Below are 25,222 nucleotides of genomic sequence, written 5' to 3' on the forward strand. Positions count from 1 at the left end.
TCTATGTTTCGAACTGATATCAGTAAAGAAGATAACAGGGTCGTCCTTTACTTCCTGGAAACCCGTAAAGGGCTGCTGCCGTTCACGAAGAAGGTGGAAGAGCGAGATCTCCGTGACTGGTCTGTCCGCGCCGGTGCATCCGGCGCGCTCGCACATGCTGAAATTTCCCGCCTGGCGGATGAGATGCCCATGCAGGTGGTGGAAACTGAAAAGAGTCTCATTCTCTACCACAAGGCCCTTGCTAGGCTAAGCAACAACACGTTGAAGGCTCTGGGGCTACCGCTGAACCCCTCTCTGGCGTTTCATCTGGAGCAACGTGGAAGTCTCAGGTCCGGTGATCTGAGGATCGTTGCCAAGTGGACGAAGGGCGGCCGGGAGGTTCGCACCGGACGGAACGGCGTGTTCCTGACCCGCAGGGGCGAAGAGTTTGTTATTCCGGATCCGATTTTCGAGATTCTGTCCGTCTTGGACCGTCACAAAGGTGACAAGGGGGCAGCTGTCGTAAGACAAATGGATTTAGTGGCCAGCATTCTCGACTTGGTGACCCGCGAGGGTCATGACCGGGATCCGCATGATGATGGTTTGAGCGCCCTGTCAGCTGATCTGGACAACAATAGTCTAGATAGTGTGGCCGTGAAGCTCGATACTGCGCTTTCGAAGTTCAAGGTGAAGACGGCCGGAGCTGTCTCTTTTGACGTGACCTTCAAGAACGAGCGTGGCTATCACATCAAGCCGGTTCTGTTTGCGAAGGTCCCTGAAGAGGGGAAATCTCCGGTGAGCGAGCGTCAGGGCCTGCTGACGAGGGAAGAGCGCCTGATTTTTGAAAGTGATCCGTCGAGGGGGTTCTTTTCCGCGCCGTCCGCAAAGAGGACATACCTGCTTGAAAGCGGTGAGTACATTCTGATCGACGAAGTGCTCTTTCCGGCGATCGACCATGTTCGCCGATTGGAGACCGCCGAGCCTGAGGTTCGCGAGGCGTTTGCGACCAACCCGTCCATGGCGATTGCGGAGATTTATCGCGAGCGACTTCTGTCAGAAGGGCGTGATCAGCTCTCTGATGATTTGCAGCAGGAGCAACTCGAGCAGATCCTGTCTTCTATCATTGTCGAGACCAAGGAGTTTTCCGACCGGGTTACCGAGCTGGGGCTCTGGGAGCCCCCTGTCGTTCCGTGGGTGAAACGCCAGCCGAACAGCTGGGAGCCTGAAGAGTTCGGGATCTATCTCGGATCCTCTTTCATAACTCTGCCGCCGGATGAGGTTGAGGAGCTTGAGCGAAAAATCGACCAGGCGATGGCTGAGGGTAAGAAAACCGTTCAGCATAAAGGTCAGTCGATCCCGGCTACAGACAACGTTAAAGCTGTCCTCAGTCAGTTGATGGGAATGGTTAAGCCGGGACCGAAGCTCGGCGAAGGGGCTGATGAGCCTGAAGGTGGTTCAGAGGATAATGCCGGGGGGCCGGTCCCCAGTTCGGGAGCTCCTGCCGGGCAGGAGGTTCTCCTTATTAAGGACAATTTCGATGAACTAAAGTTCCGCCGGGAGTTGACCGGCCGGCCGGATTACATCGGGGGGGCTCTGCCCGCCAGCGTCAAGACGGATCTGATGGACCATCAGGAGGTTTCCTTCTCCTGGCAGATTGACGCTTATTGCTCCGGGTTACCCGGTGTTTTGAACGCGGATGATCAGGGCCTCGGCAAAACGCTTCAGACCATCGCGTTTATGGCATGGCTTCAGGAAAACCTGCGGAAGGCGCGCTCCGGTGCTGAGAAGAAACCGATCCTGGTTGTTGCTCCGACCACGCTCCTGAAAAACTGGGGTTCGGAAGTCGAGCAACATATGCAGGGCATGTTTGCTCTCGGAACGCGGATTGATGCTTACGGACCGGGCTTGCAAAGGCTGAAATGTGAGGCCGGAGACGGAACGACCTATCTGGACCTCGGTCTAGACGGTCATCATGACAACGACAAGCTTTGCTGGGTTCTGACCACCTATCAGACGCTCGCCCAGAACCAGGTTGAGTTCGCGAAGGTCGATTTCGCAACTGTGGTGTTTGATGAAATCCAGAATGTGAAGAACGTGACCACGCTGGCGCATCGGGCGGCTCAGTCCCTGAAGGCAGATTTCGTGGTGGGCCTGACCGGAACGCCAGTTGAGAACACGATCGCGGAACTTTGGGCGATAATGGACACGATTGCTCCGGGATGCCTTGGAAGCCTTCGCGACTTCATGGATCGCTTCAAGGATGCGGGCGAAGAGGAGTACAGGCGCCTGCACGGCGAGATCTTCGAGGCGAGTTATTCAGCTGATGCCGGAGCTCCTCCGGTGGGTATCCGCAGAATGAAGGGCGATACCGTCAAGAACCTGCCCTTGAAGAACTACCGCCTGTATCCGGCTGAAATGCCGGAGTTGCAGGCCATGGCCTACGACACAGTCTTCTTCAAGCTTAAGAACCATGTGCACGGGCGTGCGCTCAAGATCCTGCATCAGTTGAGGTCCGTGTCGCTTTATCCCGGAAACCTTCAGCTCCTTCATAATCAGCCGGACGCGCTCGAAACGATGATTGCGAATTCAGCCCGGATCAAAACGGCTGTTGAGATTATGGATGAAATCAGGGATCGGGGTGAGAAGGTTCTCCTCTTCCTGGAAACGCACGAGATGCAGCATTTGCTGCGGATGTTGCTACGAGAGCGCTACGGACTTGATGATGTTCCGATTCTGAACGGTCAGACCACGCCTCACCGCCGTGGAATGATCGTGGATGATTTTCAGAGGACCCGGGGCGACGGAAAGTTCGATATCCGCATCCTGTCGCCGAAGTCGGCGGGTGTCGGTATCACAATGACAGCCGCAACGCACATCATCCATCTTTCGCGCTGGTGGAACCCGGCGATCGAGGAACAATGCAATGACCGGATCTACCGGATTGGTCAGGCAATGGATTGCACGGTTCATATTCCGCTTGCTGTGCATCCGGAACATCAGGAAGCGACGTTTGACTGCATTCTGAACAACATCATGATCGTTAAGAGGAAGCTGTTCCGGGATGTGCTGATGCCGTGCGAGGATGCTGAGGCTGATCAGGAAAGCCTGATTGCTGGAATGACAGCAAGAGAGTTTGATCTGAAGGAGATCGACAGGCTGGACTGGAAGGAATTCGAGAGGTGGAGCGGCCGGATAGCTAATGATCAAGGTGTTTGGCGAGCGGCAGAGTCTCCAAGAGTGGGTGATGGCGGTCTGGATACGCATCTTGTTCACCGTGAGCGAGGCGATGTTGTGCTGGTTCAATGTAAATATACGGACAACCACGACAAGCTGATGGGTGAGAACCCTGTCAGGGAGGTTCTGCATTCAGTGACCCGCTACGATATCAGTAAAGGGCACCAGTGTGTCGTCCTGACGAATGCACAGGGGTTTGACAAACAAGCGCAGAGGCTAGCTCGGGAGAACAGTGTCATTCTAGTTGACCGGCACAGGTTAGCGCTTTGGCCGAAGCATATTGTCTGAAACAAGTTGCTATTCAGATCTTATGAAGGAATTAACCTGTTCTGTGAAAATGCACTTTAGTTTTGCTCTCTCGAGCATAGGTACACGTTCGGATAGTGCTGATATTGCCGAGGCAAACAAAGCAGCAACCTGATCAATTGCGTGCACCCGTTTGCAGCCGGTGGTGGGGCTTCTGAGCTTCGGGTCAATTGCTGTGGTCTACTTCCTATGCGTTGTTTCCGATAATTCTTTTTCACGAGGGCCTCTCTCAACCAGGGCGCTTTCGTCAATTCGGAAACTTGGATTACCGGGCTCAATCCATCGGTTCTTGATCATCAAGAGCAAATGGCGATGAGAACTAAGTTTCGTCTCTTGGTTGAAACTTCTTCCTGTTGAAGGCAGGGTGATTTAGGCGCAGGGAGGCATATTATGGCATTGCGATTTAGGCAATCATTTCAACTTTTTCCAGGTGTTCGTATCAATGTCGGTAAAACCGGTATCAGCACTAGCATCGGGGTTCCCGGAGCCACGTTAAATGTTGGTGGTAGCGGTGTTCACGCAACGGTAGGCATTCCTGGGAGTGGAATTTCATATCGAACTAGGTTATCCGCGCCCTCAGAAGCAGCTCCCTCTTTAATTCCTCAAGAAAACAAAACAGCACCTTCTGTTCCCCGGAACCGGTCCGACAATGCTCAGGTTTATGTTCCGGAAACAGGAATGCGTGAAATCGCCAGTGCGTCAGTCGAGGTGTTGACGAGCGGTTCCCTAACGGAACTGCGTGAAATGATTGCGACAGCGCGAAACCAGCGAGATCAGGTTCAGAGCGATCTCAGAGACGCCAAAGAGGAGTTAGCATCTCAAGAAAAGGAACTGAATAGGAAGAAGGGGAGCCTGTTCAGATGGTTCTTTAAGAAACGCATTGCCGAGCTGGAAGACAAGGTTCCGATTACGAAATCCGAGGTTGAGCGTCTCGAAGAATGGTCAGAAAACACAAAAATAGGGATCTCCTTTGAAACAACTGATGCCGCTCAGCGCGCATATGCTGCGCTGGTCAGAGCCTTCAGTTCGTTGAAATTGTGTTCCGCCAAATGGGACATCACGTCCGACAGGGAAGCAAACCGCGTAGTCGAGCGTACAATGGCAACGCGGACGATCAATCGATACCCGGTCACATTTGATTTTGCCTCCAATGACCTCATCCAATTCGACGGAAACGCAATGAGGTTCGAAAACGTCAACGGTGAAGACATTCTGCTTTATCCTGGATTGGTTTTAATGGCCCGGTCTGACGGGGCTTTTGCGTTGATAGACATTCGGGATTTGCAGGTCACAGCGATGGCAACAAGTTTCGTGGAAGAAGAGAGGGTGCCGCCGGATTCAGACGTGGTCGGTCACACTTGGGCAAAGGTGAACAAAGACGGTAGTCCGGATCGTCGTTTCAAGGACAACTACCAGATCCCTGTTTGTGAATATGGTCGACTGGTTTTCGAGTCCAGAAATGGCGTAACTGAAGAATATCAAGTGTCAGGTGTGCGAGCCGCAGAAGCCTTCTCACTGGCACTAAAGGGATACCAGAATGCGTTGTCTGGGAGCGTTTGAATTGGTTGTAGAATCGGAATTCGATATCCCGATCCAGAGAGCAAGTGAGTTTGATAGATCGAGTGCGTAGCTGGGTATCAGGGATTGAGTTTTGAGGTTTTTGTTATGGGAAACTGCGTTTGATCAAGATCTTACATACAGCTGATGTTCATCTTGATTCGCCACTTAAGTCGCTCGCGCTACGAGATGAGAATCTAAAAAACATTGTTCAAACAGCCACCAGGACAGCATTTTCTCGGCTCATCGACTTAGGGTTGGCGGAAGGTATCTCAGCGATCCTGATAGCAGGTGATCTCTTTGACGGAGTTGAGCGAAGCGCGAAGACAGCTGCATTCTTAACCGGTCAGTTGGATCGACTAAAGCAAGCCGATATTGCTGTCTTCTATATCAAGGGTAACCACGACGCAGAAAACCCACTGACTGGCGAAGTCAGTCTCCCCGACAATGTGCATGTCTTCGACGGTCGTGGCGGCCGACATCAATTGGGAGCGACGAATATCTGGGTCCATGGCGTGAGTTTCAGTGGTCGCCAAGCACCGGATAGCCTGTTGCCGAAGTTCGGTTCGCCGGAACCTGACTCGATCAACATCGCCATGCTCCATACATCCCTTGCCGGTAGTCATGGGCACGATAGCTATGCCCCCTGTTCCGTTGCAGAGATGTCTTCTATGGGGTTTGATTACTGGGCGCTTGGCCATGTGCATAAGCGCCAAGTCCACTCCGATGCTCCCTGGATTGTAATGCCGGGCATTCCTCAAGGACGTGACATCGGTGAAGCCGGACCAAAATCCGCCACTTTGCTAACGATCGAAGATAAGACCATTTCGATCTCCGAGGTCCCGACATCAGTTGCTGATTTTTTGGGACTCAAGATCGACATTGGCGGTTGCAGAACGGATGACGAGGTTCGCAGTCATGTTCGCCAGCAGTTGCAAGAGGCAGCAGAAGACCTTGCAGCAGATGCCGGACTTGTCCGGCTCACAGTTGCAGGACGAGCAGACCTCAAATGGCAGGTGTTGCGTGACCAAAATGCCTGGATAGAGGTGATCTCAGAAATTGCTCGCAGCACCAATCGGCTTTGGATCGAAAAGATCAAATTCGACTTTTCCGGGGAAGCAGATAGCACCGACAACAGATCCGCCGTCGGTGAGCTTGAAACACTGATGGCAGAGATCCGCGAAGAGCCTGCCATCGCTGCAACCATGCGCGACTTATTGGAAAATCTGGCCAACGAGATTCCAACTGCCCGAAGAGCTCGGCTGTTGCCTGATGAAGAAGCTGTCGAACAGCTTGTGCGTTCACTGTCCCATGCCGGCGCTGAGAGCATACTTGCTGCCATGAAAGGCGCAAGCGAATGATGCGGCTTGAAAAGCTCACTCTCGATTTCTTCGGTCACTTCACCGGCAAGTCCTACGACTTCGGCGCCAAATCCAGTACATCCGATTTCCATGTGATCTACGGACCGAATGAGGCCGGCAAGACGACCACCATGGAAGCATTCTTGCGCCTGCTCTACGGATTTCCACACCAGGACAGGTACGACTTTCTTCATCAACGCAAGAACCTGCGGGTATCAGGCGTCTTGGACGTCGATGGCAATCAGGTCCCGCTCACTAGGTTGTCGACCCGAGATCCGTCTCTCCGCGATGCCAATGACACGCCCTTGCCGGAAGTTACACTAGCTGCTCACTTGGGAGGTCTGTCAGAAACAGACTACCGGCACCTGCTTTGTCTTGATGACGAAACGATCGAAAAAGGCGGCGAAGAGATTGTCAACAGTAAAGGCGACATCGGCCGGCTTTTGTTTTCCGCAGCTGCCGGTGTCAGCGACCTCACAGCCGTCCTTGACCAGTTCCGAGCCAAGGCCGACGGGATCTACCGCAAAAGAGCCACTTCGACCGAGATGGCACAGCTGAAGCGACAGCTTGCAGATGTCGAGCAAGAAATCAGGGAAACTGACGTTCCAGTCAGTGCCTACAAGAAACTGAAACAGGCCTTGGAAGTTGCGCAAGTCGAAGAGGCAAGCGCGCGCGAGGAGCGAAAAACTTTGCTGACCACAAAGGCAGATTTGGAGGCCTTTAAAGCAGCATTGCCGAAGCTCGCCGAGATCGACACTCTCGAGGCGGAGCTGACAGATTACGCAGACTTTCCGAAACTCTTGGACGTCAATCCAGAGGAGCTGGTGACGCTTCTGACGGAGCAAACCAGGCTCCTCGCAGACAAAGACCGGATTGGCCAGGAGATCACCCAGTTACGCGATCAGCTGGTTCAATTGGAACGCCATCCAGAACACCTGTCGCTCATGATTGATCTGGAGAGGCTTGACGAACTTCGCAGCCGGTTTGCGACAGCAGACATCGATCTCGACAAGCGCCGCAGAACTCTGGCTGAAATTCAGCAAGACATGAGCCGGGCAGCAACGAACCTAGATGCACCCGAAACCATTGACCTGAAGGCGTTGGTGCTTTCGCCCGGTCAGATTGGCCAATTGGAAGCAGCCCGAGACAATCTTCGAACCTCCTCCCGCGACATCACCAAACTCGAAACTGAAATCGAAGATCTACAGGAGCGTGTTGGGATCGCGGAACAGGATTTGGCTGAAATCCAAAGCGATAATCCAACCGTTGTCCTCGTGAGCCCGATCCTAACACGCTATTCAATCGACAGCCTTTCGCCACGTTATGCCTCGGCCCGCCAGGCTGTTCGCTCTGCAACGAATGCCCGTGAGGACGCTTTGACCGCGCTAACGGTTTCTGGGCAGGTATTTGATGCGATTCCGCTGGCAACAATCTCTTCTGTTGAAGCCGAAGAGCTGTCAGCGAAGTATCGGACCCTTCAGGACAAACGCTCCAAACTCGCCGACCGCTGCGAAGATCTAAAGGCCGACCTAAGAGCCTTGGAACACCGTGTTTCCGCTCTCAAATCAGGTGCAGGTGTTGTAGATGACGCCACAGCGCAAACCGCAAAGGAGGAACGCAATCAGCTGTGGTCCGCCCATAAATCTACTCTTGACCTCACGTCTGCCATCGCCTTCGAAACAGCCATGCAGAAGGTCGATCAACTATCGGAAACACGACTGGATCATACGACCGAACTCGGCCGGCTAAGAGCCGAAGAGCAAAGGCAAAGTGAAGTTGAAACCAAGCTGTCCTCTGCTAAGGAACATCTTGCCAAGCTGGACGAAGAGCTGGCCGAAGTCCGCGAAACCGTGGACGGATACGCCAGCCGCTGCGGCTTAAGCACCTCGCTCAGCACAGAGGTATTTTCAGTGTGGGTTAGAAAGCTCGAAGCAGCTATCCAGGCCGACACAAATAGCAAACGCCTTGAGAAGGAACACCAGACGACACTCTCGGACGCCCAGCGTGCAATCGCAGAGCTGCAAAAAGCAATGGGACTTGCGACCGAGGACTTCGACGCCTTGATTGTTGAGGCGCGTACACGTCGGGCCGAAGAGCTTACTCGTGACGAAAAGCGCAAGGCAGCATTCGAAGTTTGCAAGGGATTGAAAGCCGAGCTCGTGCGCCAACGCCAGGCCATGAGCAACCTGCAAAACCGCCATGAAGGACATCAGAAAACCTGGTCCACGATGATCTCTGAATTCTTTGGATCTGCTCTCACTGAGAACGTGGTGATCCAGTCGCTCGAGCCTCTTCGAGAGTTGCGGGAAATGGAAGGCCGCCGGGTTGGTATGGAGCGCCAAGTCGTGTCGATGGAGAAAGACCAACAGGATTTTGGGCGAGAAGTGGCACTTCTGGCAGAACCCTTGGGTGTCGACGTTTCCTTGTCCCCGCTAGAAATCTTTAAAGCCCTTCAGAAAATGTCCCGGGCGGCCAGCGAAGCGGAGCAAACATTCAGGACCCTGTCCAAAAACATCCAGACCGCGAAAGATGCTCTGAGCAAGACCGAGAAAGCCCTCGAAAACATCAGCAGAAAAGCGGCAGATTTGGCTGCGATATTTCCGCAACACGTTCCAACGGACACGCTGCAAGACCTGCGCAAAGCGAGCGGAGAAGCTCAAAACGTAATCGATAAAAGAGCGCGTTTGTTGGACCTCTGCAACTCCGTTCGCTCGGAGCTTTCGATGCCCGACATTGAAGCCGCGAGGGAGAAGCTCAAAGGTAAGACCCTCGTCGACCTGGATGCGTCGCTGATGGCGCTCAATGACGATCTGGGGTCCGTCGACAAGCGCCTTGAAAGTTCGATCGAACAGCGCACCTCCGCGCAAAAGGATCTCTCCGCGGTGACAGGAGAAGCCGACATCGCAAGCTTGGTAGAAAGGAAGACTACTCTGGAATTTGAAATTGAAGAGGCCGCGTTATCTTATCTCGAAACGACTTTCGGGCTGCACTTGGCAGAAGAAGCCATTCGCCGATACCGGGACAGACATCGCAGCGGCATGATGGATGCAACCGAGAAGGCGTTCGCAGAACTTACCAACGGAGCTTACAACCGACTAGAGACACGACCGGAGGGCTCTTCGGAAATCTTGCTTGCTATCGATGCTTCCGGCACAGCAAAACAAGCAAATGATCTGTCAAAGGGAACACGCTTTCAACTCTTCCTCGCTCTTCGGGCAGCTGCCTACGAGCAGCTCGCCACTCAAGGAGTGTGCCTGCCATTTTTCTGCGACGATGTTTTTGAGACTTTTGACGAGGACAGAACTCGGTCTGCCTGCAAGGTCATGGAAAAGATCGGCCGGACTGGCCAGGCGATCTATTTGACACACCATCGCCATGTCGTGGAACTAGCCAAAGAGGTTTGTGTCAATGGCGTTTCGGTGCATGAGCTTTGATGGCCATATCAGCTGTTTGTCAGACCGGTAGCGGGTTATTTTTTCAGGAACCACCGATCGATAAAACATTCCTGTCCCATATCAATGATCGGACCATCGTAAGTGGACTGGCTGCCAGACCGAGGACAATTGTTTTCAAGGACAGCTTTCTCAGATTGTTCCCCAAGAACTGTCATTCAGAAACATGACTCACCTTTGTATTGATGTCCCCTGCTGTAAAACAGCCCCAGCTACAATTATAGAGCGAGGAGCATTGTCTCGTGTGATAGACTTATATATCGATTTTACCTTTTTGAAATCGATGTTCATCAGTATTTCAGTTTCTTCATCATTCAGCTCTTCGTCTCCGTTATCAATATAAAAATCGGACAAGAGTTCGATGATCGTTCCGATTGAATTTTGTTCCGCGGCTTTTTCTGTCAACGGTGTCGTTCTAAGAGCCTCATAGATTCCCATTTCTTTTAACTGATGTTCGATCATTTCCTGCATGCCTCTCAAGGCTGATAGATGGTAGACGAAGAATAGCGCTTCTAATTGTTGCGCGTTTTGTCGCAAGCCACAAACTTCATCGAGTGTTTTCAGCCACATTTCTTTCGTGACGCCTGCTGTAAGAAGCGCCAATATACGATCTCCATAGAAATCTGATCTGAATAGATGTTCGCCTTCGTACTTCGACAGGTCGACCGTCTTGTAAAAATATGGTCGTCCCAAGCGAGGGTTATCCTTCAGCATAGTATTTTTACCCGGGCCGATGTAAACAAGAAATTGTATTATGGAAATGTTGTCATTATTCCATCCGTGTATCTTGTGATTTAGAAGTATGAAGTAATTAGCCATCCTCCAGTGCATTGTTTTGTCGGATTTAGTCTGTATTTCTACGTGAACGTATTGGCTTTTTGAGATCTTTGAAATGTAATCTACGGTCCGCGCTGTGAACCATCCAGCGTCGTTGGGCATTGGGTGACCTTTTGGTAGTCTGGTGACTTGCTGGACAAAGTTGCTGCGCGGGTCACTCATGCATTGCTTGAAAATTGTGTCGTAGTGACTCGTCAATCGGTAATTCCTCTGCTTTTCGGTATGTTACCTGTCGAAATACGGATGTTTTTAGAGAGCTTTCGCGGAAACAATAGGCTCGGTTATCTCGAAGATGTCGACAACATTGTGCCTATCTCATGCCTTTTGATAAAACCCTTAGCCTGGGTTTCGTCAAAAATTCGAAAACCAGGATGCGCCTTTGGTTGCCAAACGCGTCCAAATTCGATGGCGCATGCTATCGGTATGGCCGGAAAAACTGAGAGTTCGGCCTCTTTCCCATGTTGTTCCCGTATTTCATCGAATACGCGGCCAACGAGTAGGCGATACCCAGTCAAATCGCTATGGTTTCGCAGTACTCCCGTACCAAAACGGTTGCTTCGAATTTCCCAGATGGAAACATCGTCGCCGAGCACCTGATTGACACGCTCATCATTGATGTCAGCGGATACCGAGAGTTTCAGTGCAACCTTGTTACTTTCTGCGGGTCCTTTGGATCTTGAAAACGATAGGCTGGGCCCATCGTTGGGCCACGCCCACTGAGGTTTCGGTTCCCGGTGACGCATGAAAACGGTTGCATCAGAAATGTCCGAGATCAAGCGGCCCAGTTCCATAAGAATTGGGATCGGAGCTAACCCAAAAACAGAGAGGTGTTCAATCAATCCGTCCTCATATTGCCCCCGGATTTCTCGGTCAAAGCGAGATCTCAGATTGCTTATTTCAGTATTATAGTAATCCGGATCGGTGTCCTTGTGGCGCATGCCACGGATCTTGATTTCAACAGGAACGCGGTCGGCAAGGATCGACTCCGACGTGACGGCATAAGTGCAATCGTCGAAGGATACTGCCGTCTCATTTTCACCGATTGGTGCGCTGACTTGGAGAATCTTAGACTTCTTTGCCGTCCTAATTGAAAGAAGTTGATCCACGCGCATCTCATGCTCGCGCTTCATTTCTCTCAGTATTTCGACCGTGTAGATATTGAGTTTTTCTGTATCATCAATTTCGCGATGATGGGCATCGCACATTAGCATCAGGTTTTCCGGATCATCAGCCAATTCAAAGGAGAGTACCGGATCGCCGCGTTCCCCACCAGGATCAGCGGCAACAATATGCGCGACATAACTTTTGTTTCGTGCAAGATTTCCCGAAACAAGGTCTCCATCCAGCCGCTCATTACAGTTTCTGTACTGACAGCGACCACCGGCGCGACCCCACACGACCATCTTCGTGGTGTCTCGAGTGTTCCCTCTGCGTTTAGGCATTCGGCATCTCCATACTCCGCGGAGTTGCCTCTCTAGAAAAATTAGACTCAGGCGCACTTTTAGTGCGCCCAATACTGCCAATGTGCCAAAACTTGCGATTGCGCAGGCACACGGATGTCCATGGTACTGTCCGGTCGACAATCCACATGCCGCTGTCCCGTTCGTCAGTATCCGGTTCATATGCACTGTTCGCTGAACTCGATAGAAATTGCTCGTTATATTTCAAGAGAGTCATGTCGATGATCCAGTTTGAACAAGTAGTTGCCACGGATAGTTGCTCCGATGATCAATTTTCCACCGAGTTCAGTGATGAGGGCGGCAAGTCCAGGGCGAGTTCCTCCACCGACCCTCTCGGTTTGGGTAGGAGTTTGGCGAATACGCAGAAACGCCGAGACTTTCGTTTGTCGAAACAAGTTGACCTCTAGAACTCCGATTTGATCCGTACCGGCTCGGGAATTCCTCCACTTTGGTGGAAAGTTGCGATCGCGAGGAACTCCTGTGGCGCGTCAGACCTGACGATGAGCAGGACAGCGAACGGGATCTGGCGCTCTCCATTCACGAGATCCTCCATGGATTCCAGATCGGTGAGGCTCGGAAAGATTGGAAGCCGGGGATGAGAATGCCATTCGCCGATGTAGTTGTATTTCTCGTAGTCGTAACCGGTCCTTTCAAAGAACGCGTCTAGGAACGTGTTGTGAAAGACGTGATCCCTGACGAAATGCGCCCGTTCGCCCGTCAGCTCATCGACGGAGAAGTCGACGATCTCGAATTGTCCGGGTGTGATTTGTCGTGCCATCAGGATGCCCCCAATCTCCCTGTCGGCGGCACGAGCCAGCATGTTCTTCATCCTATCCACGATCGCCCGAGGAAGGACCAACTGCACAGTCACGAAGATTCCTCGTCGATGAGATCAGACATCAGTGTTCTGATATCTTCTTCGCAATGCGCCGCCACCGGCTCTTCCCAAGGACCCATTGGTTGCAGGTCGATTGGCCAAGTGTCGAAGGGTGCTTCGAAGATCCAAGCTTTCTTTAAGCCGATCGCATAGGCGGAATGGGGAAATGACGTTTTTCCGCCTTGAAGGATGTCGAGGGCAAACCGCGTTGCATGGGCGGCAACAACAGAGATATCGGCATCGTCAGCGATGAATGGCGGCTTGTCGTCTCCGCTAATCTCGTACGGGTTTCCGGTCTCCGTCTGCCATGGAATCCCATGTTCGTCGCACCACGTCGTGATCTGATTCCTTGCCGCCAACGGATAGGGATCCGTGTTAGGCCGCGCTCTAGCGATGATCCCGCCGATCCCACCACCGAAAACCTCTGCCCAGATCATCGGCTTGCCGTGCCGCTTTGCAGCGCCGGCGCACAAATTGAACGATGTCGGGTTTGCGGTGGCGTCGACGATGAGATCGCATTCGCCAATCGATTCAAGCGTAGATTCCATTGCAAGGGCAGAGGTCTGGCTACCAAGAGCGACGCGCCGCGTTTCGATTTCAGTGTCGGTGGCTATCTGGCCGACTCTGTCGGCTAAAGCGTCCACTTTGTGCCAACCGATCGCCCAAGCGTCGAGCTCGTTCCGCACCAGGTTGCCAGCCAGGAAGATATCTTCGTCGACGAGGAGGAATTTCCTGACACCAGCACGAGCGAGTGAGGTGGCGACCTTCGAGCCGATGGAGCCGCAGCCAACGATCGCGACGCGGTTCATGGATACTGATTCACGATTCGAAGCGGATCGTTGGGCCAGGCCTTCCTCCTCAACGATCCGGTAAGGAACTAGAAATGGATAGCCGTTATTGCTGCGTACTATGTCAAAAGCGGTCTTACGTCCGCTTTTTTCGAGAACGATAAGGAACGGCCAATCCGACCTTTCAAAAAGGGAGGAGAGTTCTGGAACGCATTCGGCGAGGTCTTTGAATTCACCGCCTCCATGAAGCGCTAGCACGCTCATGTCTTGTGCCGTCCGCAATATGTAGCCAGTCCGTATTCCTGGCGCACTCGGTGCGGGTTGCGGGGAGAGCCAAACCTCGTTGCCTTGTGCACCGATTGATCTCAGGTGAGCCACCCGATGGGACCTGCGCGCAGTAATCGTCAGGGATATCTCCAACACCGCCTCGGGGAGCTGCCTTTCGAGTGGCTCCCATGTACCCTCTGGGACTATCAAGCGCCAGCTCTCGAAGCGCAGTTCCGCTCCAAGCGATGAACGATGTTCCGAGGGAACTGCGGCGACCTCGCCATCGGAACTGCGCTCAGCAGCAATCAGGCTGTAAGCGCTTTCCACCATCATTGCCCCGGTGACAGCCGGGTCCCAATTGTCCGGACGCCACTGAAGACAAAGCTCCCCACCCGGACCATACTGATGGTCGGAAAGCAGAATTTCGCCATGGGGCATAACGATCGGCGGGGTATCAGGGAATGTGGTGGGGTAGATCACCGCCAACGTAAAGTTTTCCCCGCCATGCAGGATCTCCACATCCATGCAGAGCTGAAAATTGGCGAGGTGCTTGACGCGCACGCTCGTCAACCAATCATTTTCCTCATGAAGGGAGGTGAATGCCGCCCGCTCGGCTCTTGCCCTTTTCTGATTTTGCCACCACCAGATCATGCATAGCCCTGAGGCTTCGTCGGTCGTCTATCGGCATTGGCGAAGCTAGGTGCACCAACAGTGCCTGCGCCTGCCGCAGATAAACCAGTTGCAGCACGCAGTAGGCGTGACCCTCCGGTGAGCCGGTCAACCGCGCTGGTTGCAGCTCGGTATCCCATCCTTTGATAGACGGCATCGGCCATGCCCTTATAGTTCGTTGCCTGCGCCGCCGCTCTGAAGTCGGCACGAGCCTGGCGCAGCCATTGGAAAAACGCATCGGCCCTCTTCGGTTCATGTTCCCACTTGTCAGCGAAGTTTTCGAACGGGTCGGTGGGGTTTGCGATTATATACTTCTCGCCGTCATGAACGATGAACTGATCCATTCGGTCAAGGATTGTGAACAGCGCGCCAGATATAGTGTCCTGATTATCATACGAGTGTGCTGAGAGCGTGGTAATGATGATCGAGATTGGACGGAGATCCATGTTACGCGCAAACATGTTGTCCCGGTGTCGCTTCAGTATCATGATTGCCGACTGAAGCGGTGTCTTCACTTTGAAGTCCGGCAATTCCTCCACACTTGCGCGGAAGCCATGCTTCTGCATTTCTTCCAAAACTGCCCGCTTGCGGCGTTCGAACACTACCGCCTGTCTGGATGCGAACCAATATGAATAGCCTTTCGGATTGGATCTGGGCCAGTCCGCCGAGATTATCCGATAGTTTTGCTCCCGCCTGTCCGTGATGGAAATCGCAGTCGATACCCAACGCGTGTCGAGCCTCTTGGCTTCGAGCAGGGTTTTCTGTTGCTCTGTGTTTGGAACAGCTGGAACCACGTCCATATGGAACTGGGCACCGTCTGCATATTCCAGAACCCAGCAGCGATTGCCTTCACGGACAGGTTTCACCATGCCCTTGGCATTGTGATAGGCCCTGATCTCGACGCCGAGCATCGCCTTAAGTTCTTGCTGGGTCTTGTCACGTTTGTTCAGAGAACGAAGCTCTACGACAGAGTCGACGTCATACTCTTCTTCGTCAGTATGTGGGCGAATCGCAGTACCCAACCGGAACGAACCCTGGCAGTAGACCTGCGGATCGTACTTCCGGACCGTGCTTTCAGGGCGGTGAAGCCATTCCCCAAGTGAAGTGTAACTCGTCTGGGCCTGCTCATATCTGTTGTCAGGAACCTCAAGCTCTTTCACAAGTGCTTTAAGGAAGTTCTCGATGGAATTCACGTGCACATTCATGATTAGGACACCTCGTAGTTTTTACACCTTATGCGTTTGTTTCTTGGTTTGTTCTTGTTAGCAATTTCCGGGCACTTTTCAGTGCCCGGGACTTCTTGGTAGCGGAGTTGGTCTGAAGCCAGTTTTGGCCCTCTCAACTCCGCGACGCCTTTTTCGTCTTTGAGCCATTTATTGGCCTAAATAGTCCATCCTATGCCGTCACGGACACTGGGCGAACTCCCGGCTAAGCGCTTAGCTGCAGCCGCTTGTGCTGCCGCATGTGTCGCATTTCAGGCAGGTGCCGTTGCGCACCATGGTGAAGTTGCCGCATTCGGCGCAGCTTTCGCCTTCATAGCCTTTCATACGGGCCTGGGCGATCTGCTGTGCCGCAGTGCTGACCTGAGGGGCGGGGGCCGTAGTGACCTCAACTGCCGCTGCAACACTTTCACCGCCGCGGGCAAAGGCAGTTGCCACAGCCGATGCCTGCGCAGCGACGGTTCCCGCGAGCTCCACTTTCACCGTTTCGGTGATTTCGCCTGCCGGTTCTGAGCCGGAGACAAGGCGGAAGCGTTCCGTCTGACCACGGACAAGACCGTGCGACACGACGCCCGGGTCGCCCTTATCCATGTTCTTGACCGCGCCTGCGTCAACCGGACCGCTGAAGGCTTCCGGCGGGACATGGGCAAGGTCGTGACGGCCGAGATAGGAAACGGCCAGTTCGCGGAACACGTAGTCCAGGATAGACGTTGCGTTCTTGATCGCATCGTTGCCCTGAACCATGCCGGCCGGCTCGAACTTGGTGAAGGTAAAGGCGTCGACATACTCCTCAAGCGGCACGCCGTATTGCAGGCCGAGCGAAACGGAGATTGCGAAGTTGTTGATGAAGGCCCGAAGAGCGGAGCCTTCCTTGTTCATGTCCAGGAAGATCTCACCAAGACGGCCGTCGTCATATTCACCGGTCCGCAGGAACACGGTGTGTCCGCCGATCTTGGCCTTCTGGGTGTAGCCCTTGCGACGGGCAGGCAGCTTTTCCTGCTCACGGACAACGCGCTCAACGATCCGCTCGACAATCCGCTCTGCAACCATTTCGGCCTTGGCGGCCTGCGGCTTGGCGGCGAGTTCCTCGATGGCATCTTCCTGCTCGTCTTCATCGTCTGACAGAAGCTGCGAGTTGAGGGGCTGAGACAGCTTGGAACCGTCGCGATAAAGCGCGTTGGCTTTCAGAGCCAGCTTCCAGGACAGCATGTAAGCTTCCATGCAGTCTTCGACCGTTGCATCGTTCGGCATGTTGATCGTCTTGGAGATCGCGCCGGAGATGAAGGGTTGAGCTGCCGCCATCATGCGGATGTGGCTTTCCACCGACAGGAAGCGCTTGCCGATGCGGCCACACGGGTTGGCACAGTCAAACACCGGATAGTGCTCTTCCTTCAGGAAGGGAGCGCCTTCGAGCGTCATGGCACCGCAAACATGCGTGTTGGCGGCTTCAATGTCGGCCTTGGAAAAGCCGAGGAAGGTCAGCAGATCGAATTCCGGATCTTCAAGCTGTTCGTCGGAGACGCCAAGCGTCTTCAATTGGTCGTCGCCGAGCGTCCAGCGATTGAAAACGAACTTGATGTCGAAGGCCGACTTCATGCCGTCTTTCAGTTTTGTGAGGCTTTCGTCGCTGAAACCTTTGGTTTTCAGGGATGAGGGATTGATGCCCGGTGCCTGATCGATCGTGCCATGTCCAACAGCATAGGCTTCGATCTCGCCGATTTCGCTTTCGGAGTAGCCGAGTGCACGCAATGCTTCGGGAACGGCGCGGTTGATAATCTTGAAGTAGCCGCCACCGGCGAGCTTCTTGAATTTCACAAGCGCGAAGTCCGGTTCGATGCCGGTGGTGTCGCAGTCCATCACGAGACCGATGGTCCCGGTCGGTGCAATCACCGTCGACTGGGCGTTGCGGTAGCCGTTTTGCTCGCCAAGTTCCAACGCGCGATCCCAGGCCTTCTTGGCACGGTCGATCAGGATCGGCTCCGGACAGGAGGCATGGTCGAGCGGGACCGGGTTGGTCTGAAGACCTTCATAGCCTTCGGCTTCGCCATAGGCCGCACGGCGATGGTTGCGCATCACCTTGAGCATGTGCTTGGCGTTTTTCTTATATCCCGGGAAAGAGCCGAGCTCACCGGCCATTTCGGCTGAAGTCGCGTAGGAAACCCCGGTCATGACAGCGGTAAGCGCACCGCAAATCGCGCGGCCCTCGACACTGTCATAGGGGATGCCGGACGTCATCAGCAGGCCGCCAATGTTGGCATACCCAAGTCCAAGCGTGCGGAATTTATAGGAGAGCTCCGCGATTTCCTTTGACGGAAACTGAGCCATCAACACGGATACTTCGAGGACGATGGTCCACAGCCGTACGGCGTGTTCGTAGTTGTCGATGGCGAATGAACCATCTTCCTGCCGGAACTGCATCAGGTTCAGGGATGCCAGGTTACAGGCCGTGTCATCCAGGAACATATATTCCGAGCACGGGTTGGAGGCGCGGATCTCGCCATCAGCCAGGCAGGTGTGCCAGTCATTGATGGTTGTGTGATACTGCAGGCCCGGATCAGCGGACGCCCAGGCGGCGTAACCGATCTGTTCCCAAAGTTCCTTGGCTTTGACGGTCTTCAGAACGCCGCCGGATTTGCGAGCGGTCAGATCCCATTCGCCTTCTTCGATCACAGCGTTCAGGAAGCCGTCGGTCACGCGGACGGAATTGTTCGAGTTCTGGCCGGCAACGGTCAGATAGGCTTCTGAGTCCCAGTCGGTGTTGTAGGTCGGAAACTCGACCTTGGTGAAGCCCTGGCGTGCGAACTGGATGACGCGCTGGATATAGTTTTCCGGCACCATCATTTTCTTTGCAGCGCGGATCTCGCGCTTCAGGGCCGGGTTCTTGGCCGGATCGAAGCAGTCACCGTTGTCTGCTTCACAATTGACGCAGGCGCGCATGATGGCGGAAAGGTGCTTCTGGCAGATTTTGGATCCGGTGACGAGGGCAGCCACCTTCTGTTCTTCGCGAACCTTCCAGTTGACGTATTCCTCAATGTCGGGATGATCGACATCCACAACAACCATTTTGGCTGCGCGGCGTGTCGTGCCGCCGGACTTGATTGCGCCTGCTGCACGGTCGCCGATTTTCAGGAAGCTCATCAGGCCGGAAGACTTGCCGCCGCCAGACAGCTTTTCGCCGGCTGCGCGGACATGCGAGAAGTTGGAGCCTGTGCCGGAGCCGTATTTGAAGAGGCGTGCTTCGCGGACCCACAGATCCATGATGCCGCCGTCATTCACAAGGTCGTCACCAACCGACTGAATGAAGCACGCATGGGGCTGCGGATGCTCATAGGCGGTTTTGGATTTGGTCAGGCGGCCAGTCTGGAAATCGACATAGAAGTGGCCCTGGCTCGGTCCGTCGATGCCATAAGCCCAATGCAGGCCGGTGTTGAACCACTGAGGAGAGTTCGGTGCGACCTTCTGGGTGGCCAGCATGTAGCGCAGCTCATCGTAGAAAGCCTGCGCGTCTGATTCCTTGTCGAAATAGCCGCCTTTCCAGCCCCAATAGGTCCAGGTTCCGGCAAGACGGTCGAACACCTGGCGTCCGTCGATTTCAGAACCGTAGCGGTCGTCTTCGTCGATTTTTTCAAGGGCGGTTTCGTCGGCCTCATGACGCCACAGCCAGGACGGGACAGTGTTCTCTTCAACAGGCTTCAGTTTGGCAGGTACACCAGCCTTGCGGAAATATTTCTGCGCCAGGATGTCGGAGGCAACCTGGGAGAACTGGGCCGGTACCTGGATGTTTTCCAGACGGAATACCACCGATCCGTCCGGATTGCGGATCTCACTGTTAGCTGTCCGAAATTCTATGCCGGCGTAAGGCGATTGGCCTTCCTTGGTGTAGCGCCGCTCGATCCGCATTCTCAGTTACCCCTTTAATCCCTTGCCGGTTCCTGAAACCAGCCTTGTCCCGCATTTCATCCGGTTTTGGCGTTTCGCCTGCCTCTTACACCGGATGTTGTCCTGCCTACACTAGGTCTATGTCTGTATGTAGCGTATAGAGATTAACGATCCACTACATATAGTGTTCATCAACAGCTTTGTCACGATATGCGCCAAGGATCAGGCACACAAAATCCCGTTCCCCGGTTTTGGAAAAAAACCTGAGATGCAAACGCGGCTACTGGTGGTTTTGGATGACCGGGTTGCCTGGAAAAGCTCCCGACTACGCACATCGCAATAATAGGAAATCTAAGGTAAATGAAATCTTAAGGTCAAGGCGTGAGTGACAACAGCTAGTGCTCAAAAAACATACAAACGCAAAATCTTGTGTGTCCATGTGGATATTGGGGAGGGGAGTGGGGAGCGCGCAAACCCAAGGGAAAAAGCGCTTGCTTTCCCGGCGAAGAAGTGCCGGTAGCGCTCGACCTACGAAGCTGTGGATGAGTGTGCGTGCGATTTTATGAAAATTTGAAGTAAATGGCGCGCGTCACCTTCAACCGGGTTTAAGCCGCGTCTGCTTTAGTGTGGGTAGGACAGGGATAGGGACCCGCACAATATGAAGCATCATGCCGCTTTCGGGCTCGCAATGGAGGATATCGACGCTGTTGTCGTGGAAGACAGCAAGCCGATGCAAACGATTCTCCGATCGATTCTCCTCAGTTTCAAAGTGTCACGCGTACGCGTGTTTGATTCGGTCGATGAGGCGCTCGAGGCAAGTCTCGCAGAGCCGCCCAATGTGATTCTCACCGACTGGCGGATGGCACCGACATCCGGGTATCAGTTTTTGCGGCTCGTCCGTCATCGCCACATGGAACCGCTCTGCTATGTGCCGATTCTCTTTATCACGGCTCACGGAACGCGTCCGCTGGTGGACAAGGCATTGAGAGCTGGCGCGCATCATGTGCTGGTGAAGCCGGTTTCACCGTCGACACTCTTCAAGCGGCTGCATTGGCTGTTGAATGACGACCGTCCGATGATTCTCGAGCACTCGGGTTTTTACAATATCTATGGCATCCAGAAGACGATGGATGAGCAGGCAGAGAAAATGCAGTCATTGGCGGGGGCCAGACTGCATCACCGGACCGCTGTAAAGAAGCGGGCTGAAGTGGAAGACGCCGTTGAAGAGGCTTTTGAGAAGAAAGAAGAGCCCAAACCGATCTTCGCCGGTGTCAAGAAACGTGCCGTCAGCAAGGACAAGGATATCAAAAAGAAGTTCTCGGCAGCTGCAAAACACATCCGCACGGCAGGCTTTACCGGTCTCAAGGGTTTCAAACCCCACTGACGATGTGCGCAAGGTCCACAATTGATTGATCCGGCATCTGCGGCATGATGGCCGCAACGGTGCGAATGCCGATATTTTGTATCTGCGACCTATGGACAGATGCGGGCGTTGCCGCCATAGTCCGCCGAAATCCGTCAGTTGTGCGAGTATAGCTGTGCGGAATGCGTGCGAATTGACTTTGAGGGACCCCAAAGGGCCATGAAAACTCTCCTGCTTGAACTTTTCACATGGTGGAACGGCCAGACAATGGGCACCCGTTTCTTCACCTGGCGCAAGGGCGAGTTTGTCGGCGAAGACGAATTCGGCAACAAGTATTACAAGGAACGCGCGGGCAAGAAGCGCTGGGTGATCTATAACGGTCTGGCAGAAGCTTCAACGATACCGCCGGGCTGGCACGGCTGGATGCACCATCGGGTCGATACCCCGCCGTCCGATGAAACCTATCACCCGAAGCATTGGCAGCAGACGCATCGCGCCAACGGAACGGGAACACCAGAAGCCTATCGACCGCACGGTTCGATCCTGACGCCTGAAAAGCGGCCTGAGGTGACCGGTGACTATGAAGCCTGGACACCTGGCAACTAAGGCCTTCTGAACCAATTGAAAGGCCCCGCTGAAGAGCGGGGCCTTTTTCGTTTTGTTGGCCTGAAGGGCAAGCCAGCCGTTCAGCCCGGTTTCTGACTTGCCTTTGCAGATGCCTGCTGCGCACCAAACAATGTGCTTGCGGAAGAGATCAACCTGTTCAGGACCAGAATGACCAGAGACGTGCTGTAGCCCAGTACGAACGGCATGATCAGCAGCATGGATTGGTTGGTGAAGGCGAGCTCCGATTTCGTGGGGACTGTTGTCTTGTTCAATGCCGCCGAACTCAGGCTTTTCACGAAACTCAGGAATTCATGAAACCCGAATGGCAGGGTGAAAAACAGGGCAAATAGTGCTCCCAGAACGATCCTTTGAACGATCAGACGCGAATCTGAAATATCGAACGTGATGTCGCTTGTGACCGAAATGGCATTGAAACCGATAAAGGCAGCAGAACCGATTGCTCCCAGGGACATCAGCCAGACAAGGAAGAAGAGGACCATCGCTGCACCGTTCATTCCAGCGCCGAACAAGGGAACCTCAGACAAGACCACGGACATGATCATCGAGCCGATCGAAGCAACAACCAGCCAGACAGCGAGCTTGGGCAGAAAATTCGGCATCTGAGATGCCAGGAACCTTTTGCGATTGGCGTCTGACAGTTGACTGAAGAGAGCCTGGGTTTTCTGCTCAATCGCCTGCCACTCAGCGTCCGTCGGGGCGCGGCCTTGGTCGCCTTGCTTGCCGGCTTGCAGGTGATTGAGAATGCCGAGAGAAAAGTCCTCCGGCAGTGATGTCGCTTCGCGAATCAAAAACGAATGCAAGCCGCGCAGGGTTTCCAGATCCTTGTTGAACTTCGGATCCAGGATTGTGTTGCTCGGGTCCGTGGCCCCGCTGTTCCAGACGGAGGCGGCAAAATCCGTCATGGTCTGCTTGGCTTTTTGAAGCTCCGTACTCAAGTGGGCGGCCGTCCCGGACTTGGGCGCTGATGACGATGATAGTTTGTCCGGCTTCAAGGAAGGTGGCGTCGTAGGCGCTGGAGGAGGCGACCCATGTGAAAAAGCCTCGTCGCCCAACTCCTTGCGTTTGTGGACTGCCTGCTCACGCACCAGTCGAGCGTCTGTCTTGTCTTTGACATCCCCAGCCATGCAGCATCCTGACTTTTCTTTGTTACGTAACGGAATGCTAGCAAAGATAGGTGGTTACGGCAATTGCAACCTGTATACGCGCCAGAGTTGCTGCGCATCTGGCAGACGGCAGACCGGGCACCATTTACGCTTGGCGTTGGTTGTTAGAGTGTATTTCTAGGCGTCCAGCACACTCAAGACGTCTTCTCCGGAAGCTTGAGGAGACAAGGCGTAATAGTCGGTCTCAAGTTTGAGAGCGTCAGCAAGGCGTTGATTGTAGTCGGCCTGTGAAACTTCCTGAGTACCAAACTTGTTCAGATGATCGGTCACAAATTGCGTGTCGAGCAGGGAGTAGCCGCCAACAATCAGACGGGCGACCAAATGCGCAAGACAGACCTTCGAAGCATCAGACTTGAAGGTAAACATGCTTTCGCCGAAAAAAGCGCCGTTCAGGCTCACACCATAGAGCCCGCCAACAAGTTGACCGTCCTGCCAGGCCTCGACCGTGTGGCAATACCCCATGTCGAAAAGCTCGCCGTAAAGCCTTCGAATTTCGCGATTGATCCAGGTCTTGTCGCGGTTTGGCTGAGGTGTTGCACAGCCGTCGATAATGCCCTGGAAATCCGTACTGACACGAATTTCGAAAACGTCGTTTCGAATGGTTCTGCGCAAGCGTTTGGGAAGATGGAAATTGTCCAGCGGCAAGACACCGCGCCGTTCCGGCTCAAGCCAGAACAGGCCGGGATCGTCGGCTGATTCAGCCATGGGAAACAGACCGCAGGCATAGGCCTTCAGCAGTACCTGCGGCGTAATTTCCATAACGATGTCGTCTTTGTAACCTGCCATAAGGCCTCACTGTCCCTGTGGCGGCGATGTTGGCTCGCCGCCTGGTCGGTCAGCTGGACTTATTCTCCAGGTGCTTCTCGAGCCAGTGAATGTCGTACTGACCGTTGGCTATGTCCTGATTGTCCACCAAATCGCGGAAAAGCGGAATAGTCGACTTGATTTCGTCAACGACAAATTCATCCAGACACCGACGCAGACGCATCATGCACTCGACACGATTGCGACCGTGTACGATCAGCTTGCCAATCAAACTGTCGTAATAAGGCGGGATCTTGTAGCCCTGATAGACACCAGAATCGACGCGAACGCCCAAGCCGCCGGGCGGATGATAATAGGTAATTGTCCCTGGAGACGGCGTGAAGTTGACCGGGTCTTCGGCGTTGATACGGCACTCGATTGCGTGCCCCTCAAAGCTGATATCTTCCTGGGTCATGTCAAGCGAGCCGCCAGCGGCAATCCGGATCTGTTCGTTCACCAGATCGATGCCGGTGATCATTTCGGTCACCGGATGCTCCACCTGAAGGCGCGTGTTCATTTCAATGAAATAGAATTCGCCGTTTTCATAGAGGAATTCGACTGTGCCAACGCCGCGATACTTGAGCTTGCGCATAGCATTGGCAACAATTTCGCCAATCTGGCTGCGCTGTTCGGCATTGAGGCTCGGCGAAGGCGCTTCTTCAAGAACCTTTTGATGCCGGCGCTGGAGCGAACAGTCGCGTTCTCCAAGATGGACCGCATTTCCTTTCCCGTCACCCAATACCTGGATCTCAATATGCCTCGGTTTTCCGAGATACTTTTCCATATAGAGGGCGTCGTCGCCAAAAGCGGCGGCTGCCTCGCTCCGCGCGGTTGAAAGGGCAGTGTCCAAATCGGCCTCGGATTTGGCGACTTTCATGCCGCGACCACCGCCGCCCGAAGCGGCCTTGACCAGCACCGGGTAGCCGATTTCACGGGCAATCGCATGGGCGTCATCGGAAGATGTAACTGCCCCGTCAGATCCAGGAACAACAGGAATACCCAAATCCTTGGCCGTTTGCTTGGCCTGGATCTTATCTCCCATGATGCGGATGTGTTCGGCGGTCGGACCGATAAACTCGATATTGTGTGCTTCGAGAATTTCCGCAAACCGTGCGTTTTCCGAAAGAAAACCATATCCAGGATGAACTGCATCGGCCCCGGTAATTTCACAGGCGGCCAGAAGCTGCGGAATGTTGAGATAGCTCTCACGTGCCGCCGGAGGTCCGATGCAAACACTTTCATCGGCGAGGCGCACATGCATTGCATCAGCGTCTGCGGTGGAGTGAACGGCGACGGTTGGAATGCCAAGCTCTTTGCATGCACGCAGAATGCGCAGGGCGATTTCGCCTCGGTTGGCAATTAGGATTTTCGAGAACATA

At 53.9% G+C, this 25,222-nt stretch carries 15 protein-coding genes and 1 pseudogene; 7 read left to right on the top strand and 9 right to left on the bottom strand.

Going from position 1 to position 25,222, the window contains the following annotated elements:
- Positions 1–3 precede the first annotated feature (3 nt).
- The 5 genes and pseudogenes from FIV00_RS15210 to FIV00_RS15225 all read left to right on the top strand — a co-directional run bounded on the left by FIV00_RS15210 (position 4) and on the right by FIV00_RS15225 (position 9,871).
- Positions 4–3,501: an SNF2-related protein gene (locus FIV00_RS15210; RefSeq protein WP_152501541.1), complete on the top strand. Its 3,498-nt coding sequence runs from the start codon at positions 4–6 to the stop codon at positions 3,499–3,501.
- Positions 3,502–3,909: 408 nt separating this feature from the next.
- A pseudogene (locus FIV00_RS30295) lies at positions 3,910–4,017 on the top strand (DUF4236 domain-containing protein); the annotation flags it as partial.
- Between the two features lie 180 nt (positions 4,018–4,197).
- Positions 4,198–5,079: a hypothetical protein gene (locus FIV00_RS15215; RefSeq protein WP_247649456.1), complete on the top strand. Its 882-nt coding sequence runs from the start codon at positions 4,198–4,200 to the stop codon at positions 5,077–5,079.
- Positions 5,080–5,198: 119 nt separating this feature from the next.
- Entirely contained in the window at positions 5,199–6,437 is a 1,239-nt protein-coding gene (locus FIV00_RS15220; RefSeq protein WP_152501543.1) for a DNA repair exonuclease, read from the top strand.
- Entirely contained in the window at positions 6,434–9,871 is a 3,438-nt protein-coding gene (locus tag FIV00_RS15225) for a YhaN family protein (RefSeq protein ID WP_152501544.1), read from the top strand. Before FIV00_RS15220 ends, FIV00_RS15225 begins: the two co-directional genes overlap by 4 nt.
- A gap of 189 nt (positions 9,872–10,060) precedes the next feature.
- Here the strand turns inward: FIV00_RS15225 and FIV00_RS15230 are convergent, their stop codons facing one another.
- The 6 genes from FIV00_RS15230 to FIV00_RS15255 all read right to left on the bottom strand — a co-directional run bounded on the left by FIV00_RS15230 (position 10,061) and on the right by FIV00_RS15255 (position 19,907).
- On the bottom strand, positions 10,061–10,492 hold the full coding sequence (locus FIV00_RS15230) for a hypothetical protein (protein WP_152501545.1): 432 nt from the start codon (positions 10,490–10,492) through the stop codon (positions 10,061–10,063).
- 515 nt (positions 10,493–11,007) lie between these two features.
- Positions 11,008–12,168 (bottom strand): SAVED domain-containing protein, encoded by a 1,161-nt coding sequence (locus tag FIV00_RS15235; protein WP_152501546.1) that lies wholly within the window; start codon positions 12,166–12,168, stop codon positions 11,008–11,010.
- 421 nt (positions 12,169–12,589) lie between these two features.
- On the bottom strand, positions 12,590–13,006 hold the full coding sequence (locus FIV00_RS15240) for a Mov34/MPN/PAD-1 family protein (protein ID WP_209006552.1): 417 nt from the start codon (positions 13,004–13,006) through the stop codon (positions 12,590–12,592).
- A 47-nt stretch (positions 13,007–13,053) separates the two neighbouring features.
- Positions 13,054–14,679, bottom strand: coding sequence for a ThiF family adenylyltransferase (locus FIV00_RS15245; RefSeq protein WP_247649420.1), 1,626 nt, complete (start codon positions 14,677–14,679; stop codon positions 13,054–13,056).
- A gap of 86 nt (positions 14,680–14,765) precedes the next feature.
- Positions 14,766–15,992 (bottom strand): nucleotidyltransferase, encoded by a 1,227-nt coding sequence (locus tag FIV00_RS15250; protein ID WP_209006553.1) that lies wholly within the window; start codon positions 15,990–15,992, stop codon positions 14,766–14,768.
- A gap of 231 nt (positions 15,993–16,223) precedes the next feature.
- Positions 16,224–19,907 carry a vitamin B12-dependent ribonucleotide reductase gene (locus FIV00_RS15255; protein WP_152501548.1) on the bottom strand — a complete coding sequence of 1,228 codons (3,684 nt, stop codon included), beginning with the start codon at positions 19,905–19,907 and terminating at the stop codon, positions 16,224–16,226.
- A gap of 637 nt (positions 19,908–20,544) precedes the next feature.
- On the opposite strand from FIV00_RS15255, the gene FIV00_RS15260 reads away from it, so the two are divergent.
- Positions 20,545–21,270: a response regulator gene (locus tag FIV00_RS15260; protein ID WP_209006554.1), complete on the top strand. Its 726-nt coding sequence runs from the start codon at positions 20,545–20,547 to the stop codon at positions 21,268–21,270.
- 198 nt (positions 21,271–21,468) lie between these two features.
- Positions 21,469–21,855, top strand: a complete 387-nt coding sequence (locus tag FIV00_RS15265; RefSeq protein WP_152501549.1) for an NADH:ubiquinone oxidoreductase subunit NDUFA12 — start codon at positions 21,469–21,471, stop codon at positions 21,853–21,855.
- An 80-nt stretch (positions 21,856–21,935) separates the two neighbouring features.
- On the opposite strand, the gene FIV00_RS15270 is transcribed toward FIV00_RS15265, so the two are convergent.
- The 3 genes from FIV00_RS15270 to accC form a co-directional block, all read right to left on the bottom strand.
- Positions 21,936–23,000 (bottom strand): hypothetical protein, encoded by a 1,065-nt coding sequence (locus FIV00_RS15270; RefSeq protein WP_152501550.1) that lies wholly within the window; start codon positions 22,998–23,000, stop codon positions 21,936–21,938.
- A gap of 156 nt (positions 23,001–23,156) precedes the next feature.
- On the bottom strand, positions 23,157–23,825 hold the full coding sequence (gene aat, locus FIV00_RS15275; RefSeq protein WP_152501551.1) for a leucyl/phenylalanyl-tRNA--protein transferase: 669 nt from the start codon (positions 23,823–23,825) through the stop codon (positions 23,157–23,159).
- A gap of 49 nt (positions 23,826–23,874) precedes the next feature.
- Positions 23,875–25,221, bottom strand: coding sequence for an acetyl-CoA carboxylase biotin carboxylase subunit (gene accC / locus FIV00_RS15280; protein WP_152501552.1), 1,347 nt, complete (start codon positions 25,219–25,221; stop codon positions 23,875–23,877).
- Position 25,222 lies beyond the last annotated feature (1 nt).

The sequence above is a fragment of the Labrenzia sp. THAF82 genome (assembly GCF_009363435.1).
GTDB lineage: Bacteria > Pseudomonadota > Alphaproteobacteria > Rhizobiales > Stappiaceae > Roseibium > Roseibium porphyridii.

Excerpts from the sequence above, each read along its gene's own strand:
- FIV00_RS15210 (WP_152501541.1), top strand. The coding sequence starts at position 4 with ATGTTTCGAACTGATATCAGTAAAGAAGATAACAGGGTCGTCCTTTAC.
- FIV00_RS15215 (WP_247649456.1), top strand. The coding sequence starts at position 4,198 with ATGCGTGAAATCGCCAGTGCGTCAGTCGAGGTGTTGACGAGCGGTTCC.
- FIV00_RS15225 (WP_152501544.1), top strand. The coding sequence starts at position 6,434 with ATGATGCGGCTTGAAAAGCTCACTCTCGATTTCTTCGGTCACTTCACC.
- FIV00_RS15235 (WP_152501546.1), bottom strand. The coding sequence starts at position 12,168 with ATGCCTAAACGCAGAGGGAACACTCGAGACACCACGAAGATGGTCGTG.
- FIV00_RS15240 (WP_209006552.1), bottom strand. The coding sequence starts at position 13,006 with ATGCTGGCTCGTGCCGCCGACAGGGAGATTGGGGGCATCCTGATGGCA.
- FIV00_RS15250 (WP_209006553.1), bottom strand. The coding sequence starts at position 15,992 with ATGAATGTGCACGTGAATTCCATCGAGAACTTCCTTAAAGCACTTGTG.
- FIV00_RS15255 (WP_152501548.1), bottom strand. The coding sequence starts at position 19,907 with ATGCGGATCGAGCGGCGCTACACCAAGGAAGGCCAATCGCCTTACGCC.
- FIV00_RS15260 (WP_209006554.1), top strand. The coding sequence starts at position 20,545 with ATGAAGCATCATGCCGCTTTCGGGCTCGCAATGGAGGATATCGACGCT.
- FIV00_RS15265 (WP_152501549.1), top strand. The coding sequence starts at position 21,469 with ATGAAAACTCTCCTGCTTGAACTTTTCACATGGTGGAACGGCCAGACA.
- FIV00_RS15270 (WP_152501550.1), bottom strand. The coding sequence starts at position 23,000 with ATGGCTGGGGATGTCAAAGACAAGACAGACGCTCGACTGGTGCGTGAG.
- aat (WP_152501551.1), bottom strand. The coding sequence starts at position 23,825 with ATGGCAGGTTACAAAGACGACATCGTTATGGAAATTACGCCGCAGGTA.
- accC (WP_152501552.1), bottom strand. The coding sequence starts at position 25,221 with ATGTTCTCGAAAATCCTAATTGCCAACCGAGGCGAAATCGCCCTGCGC.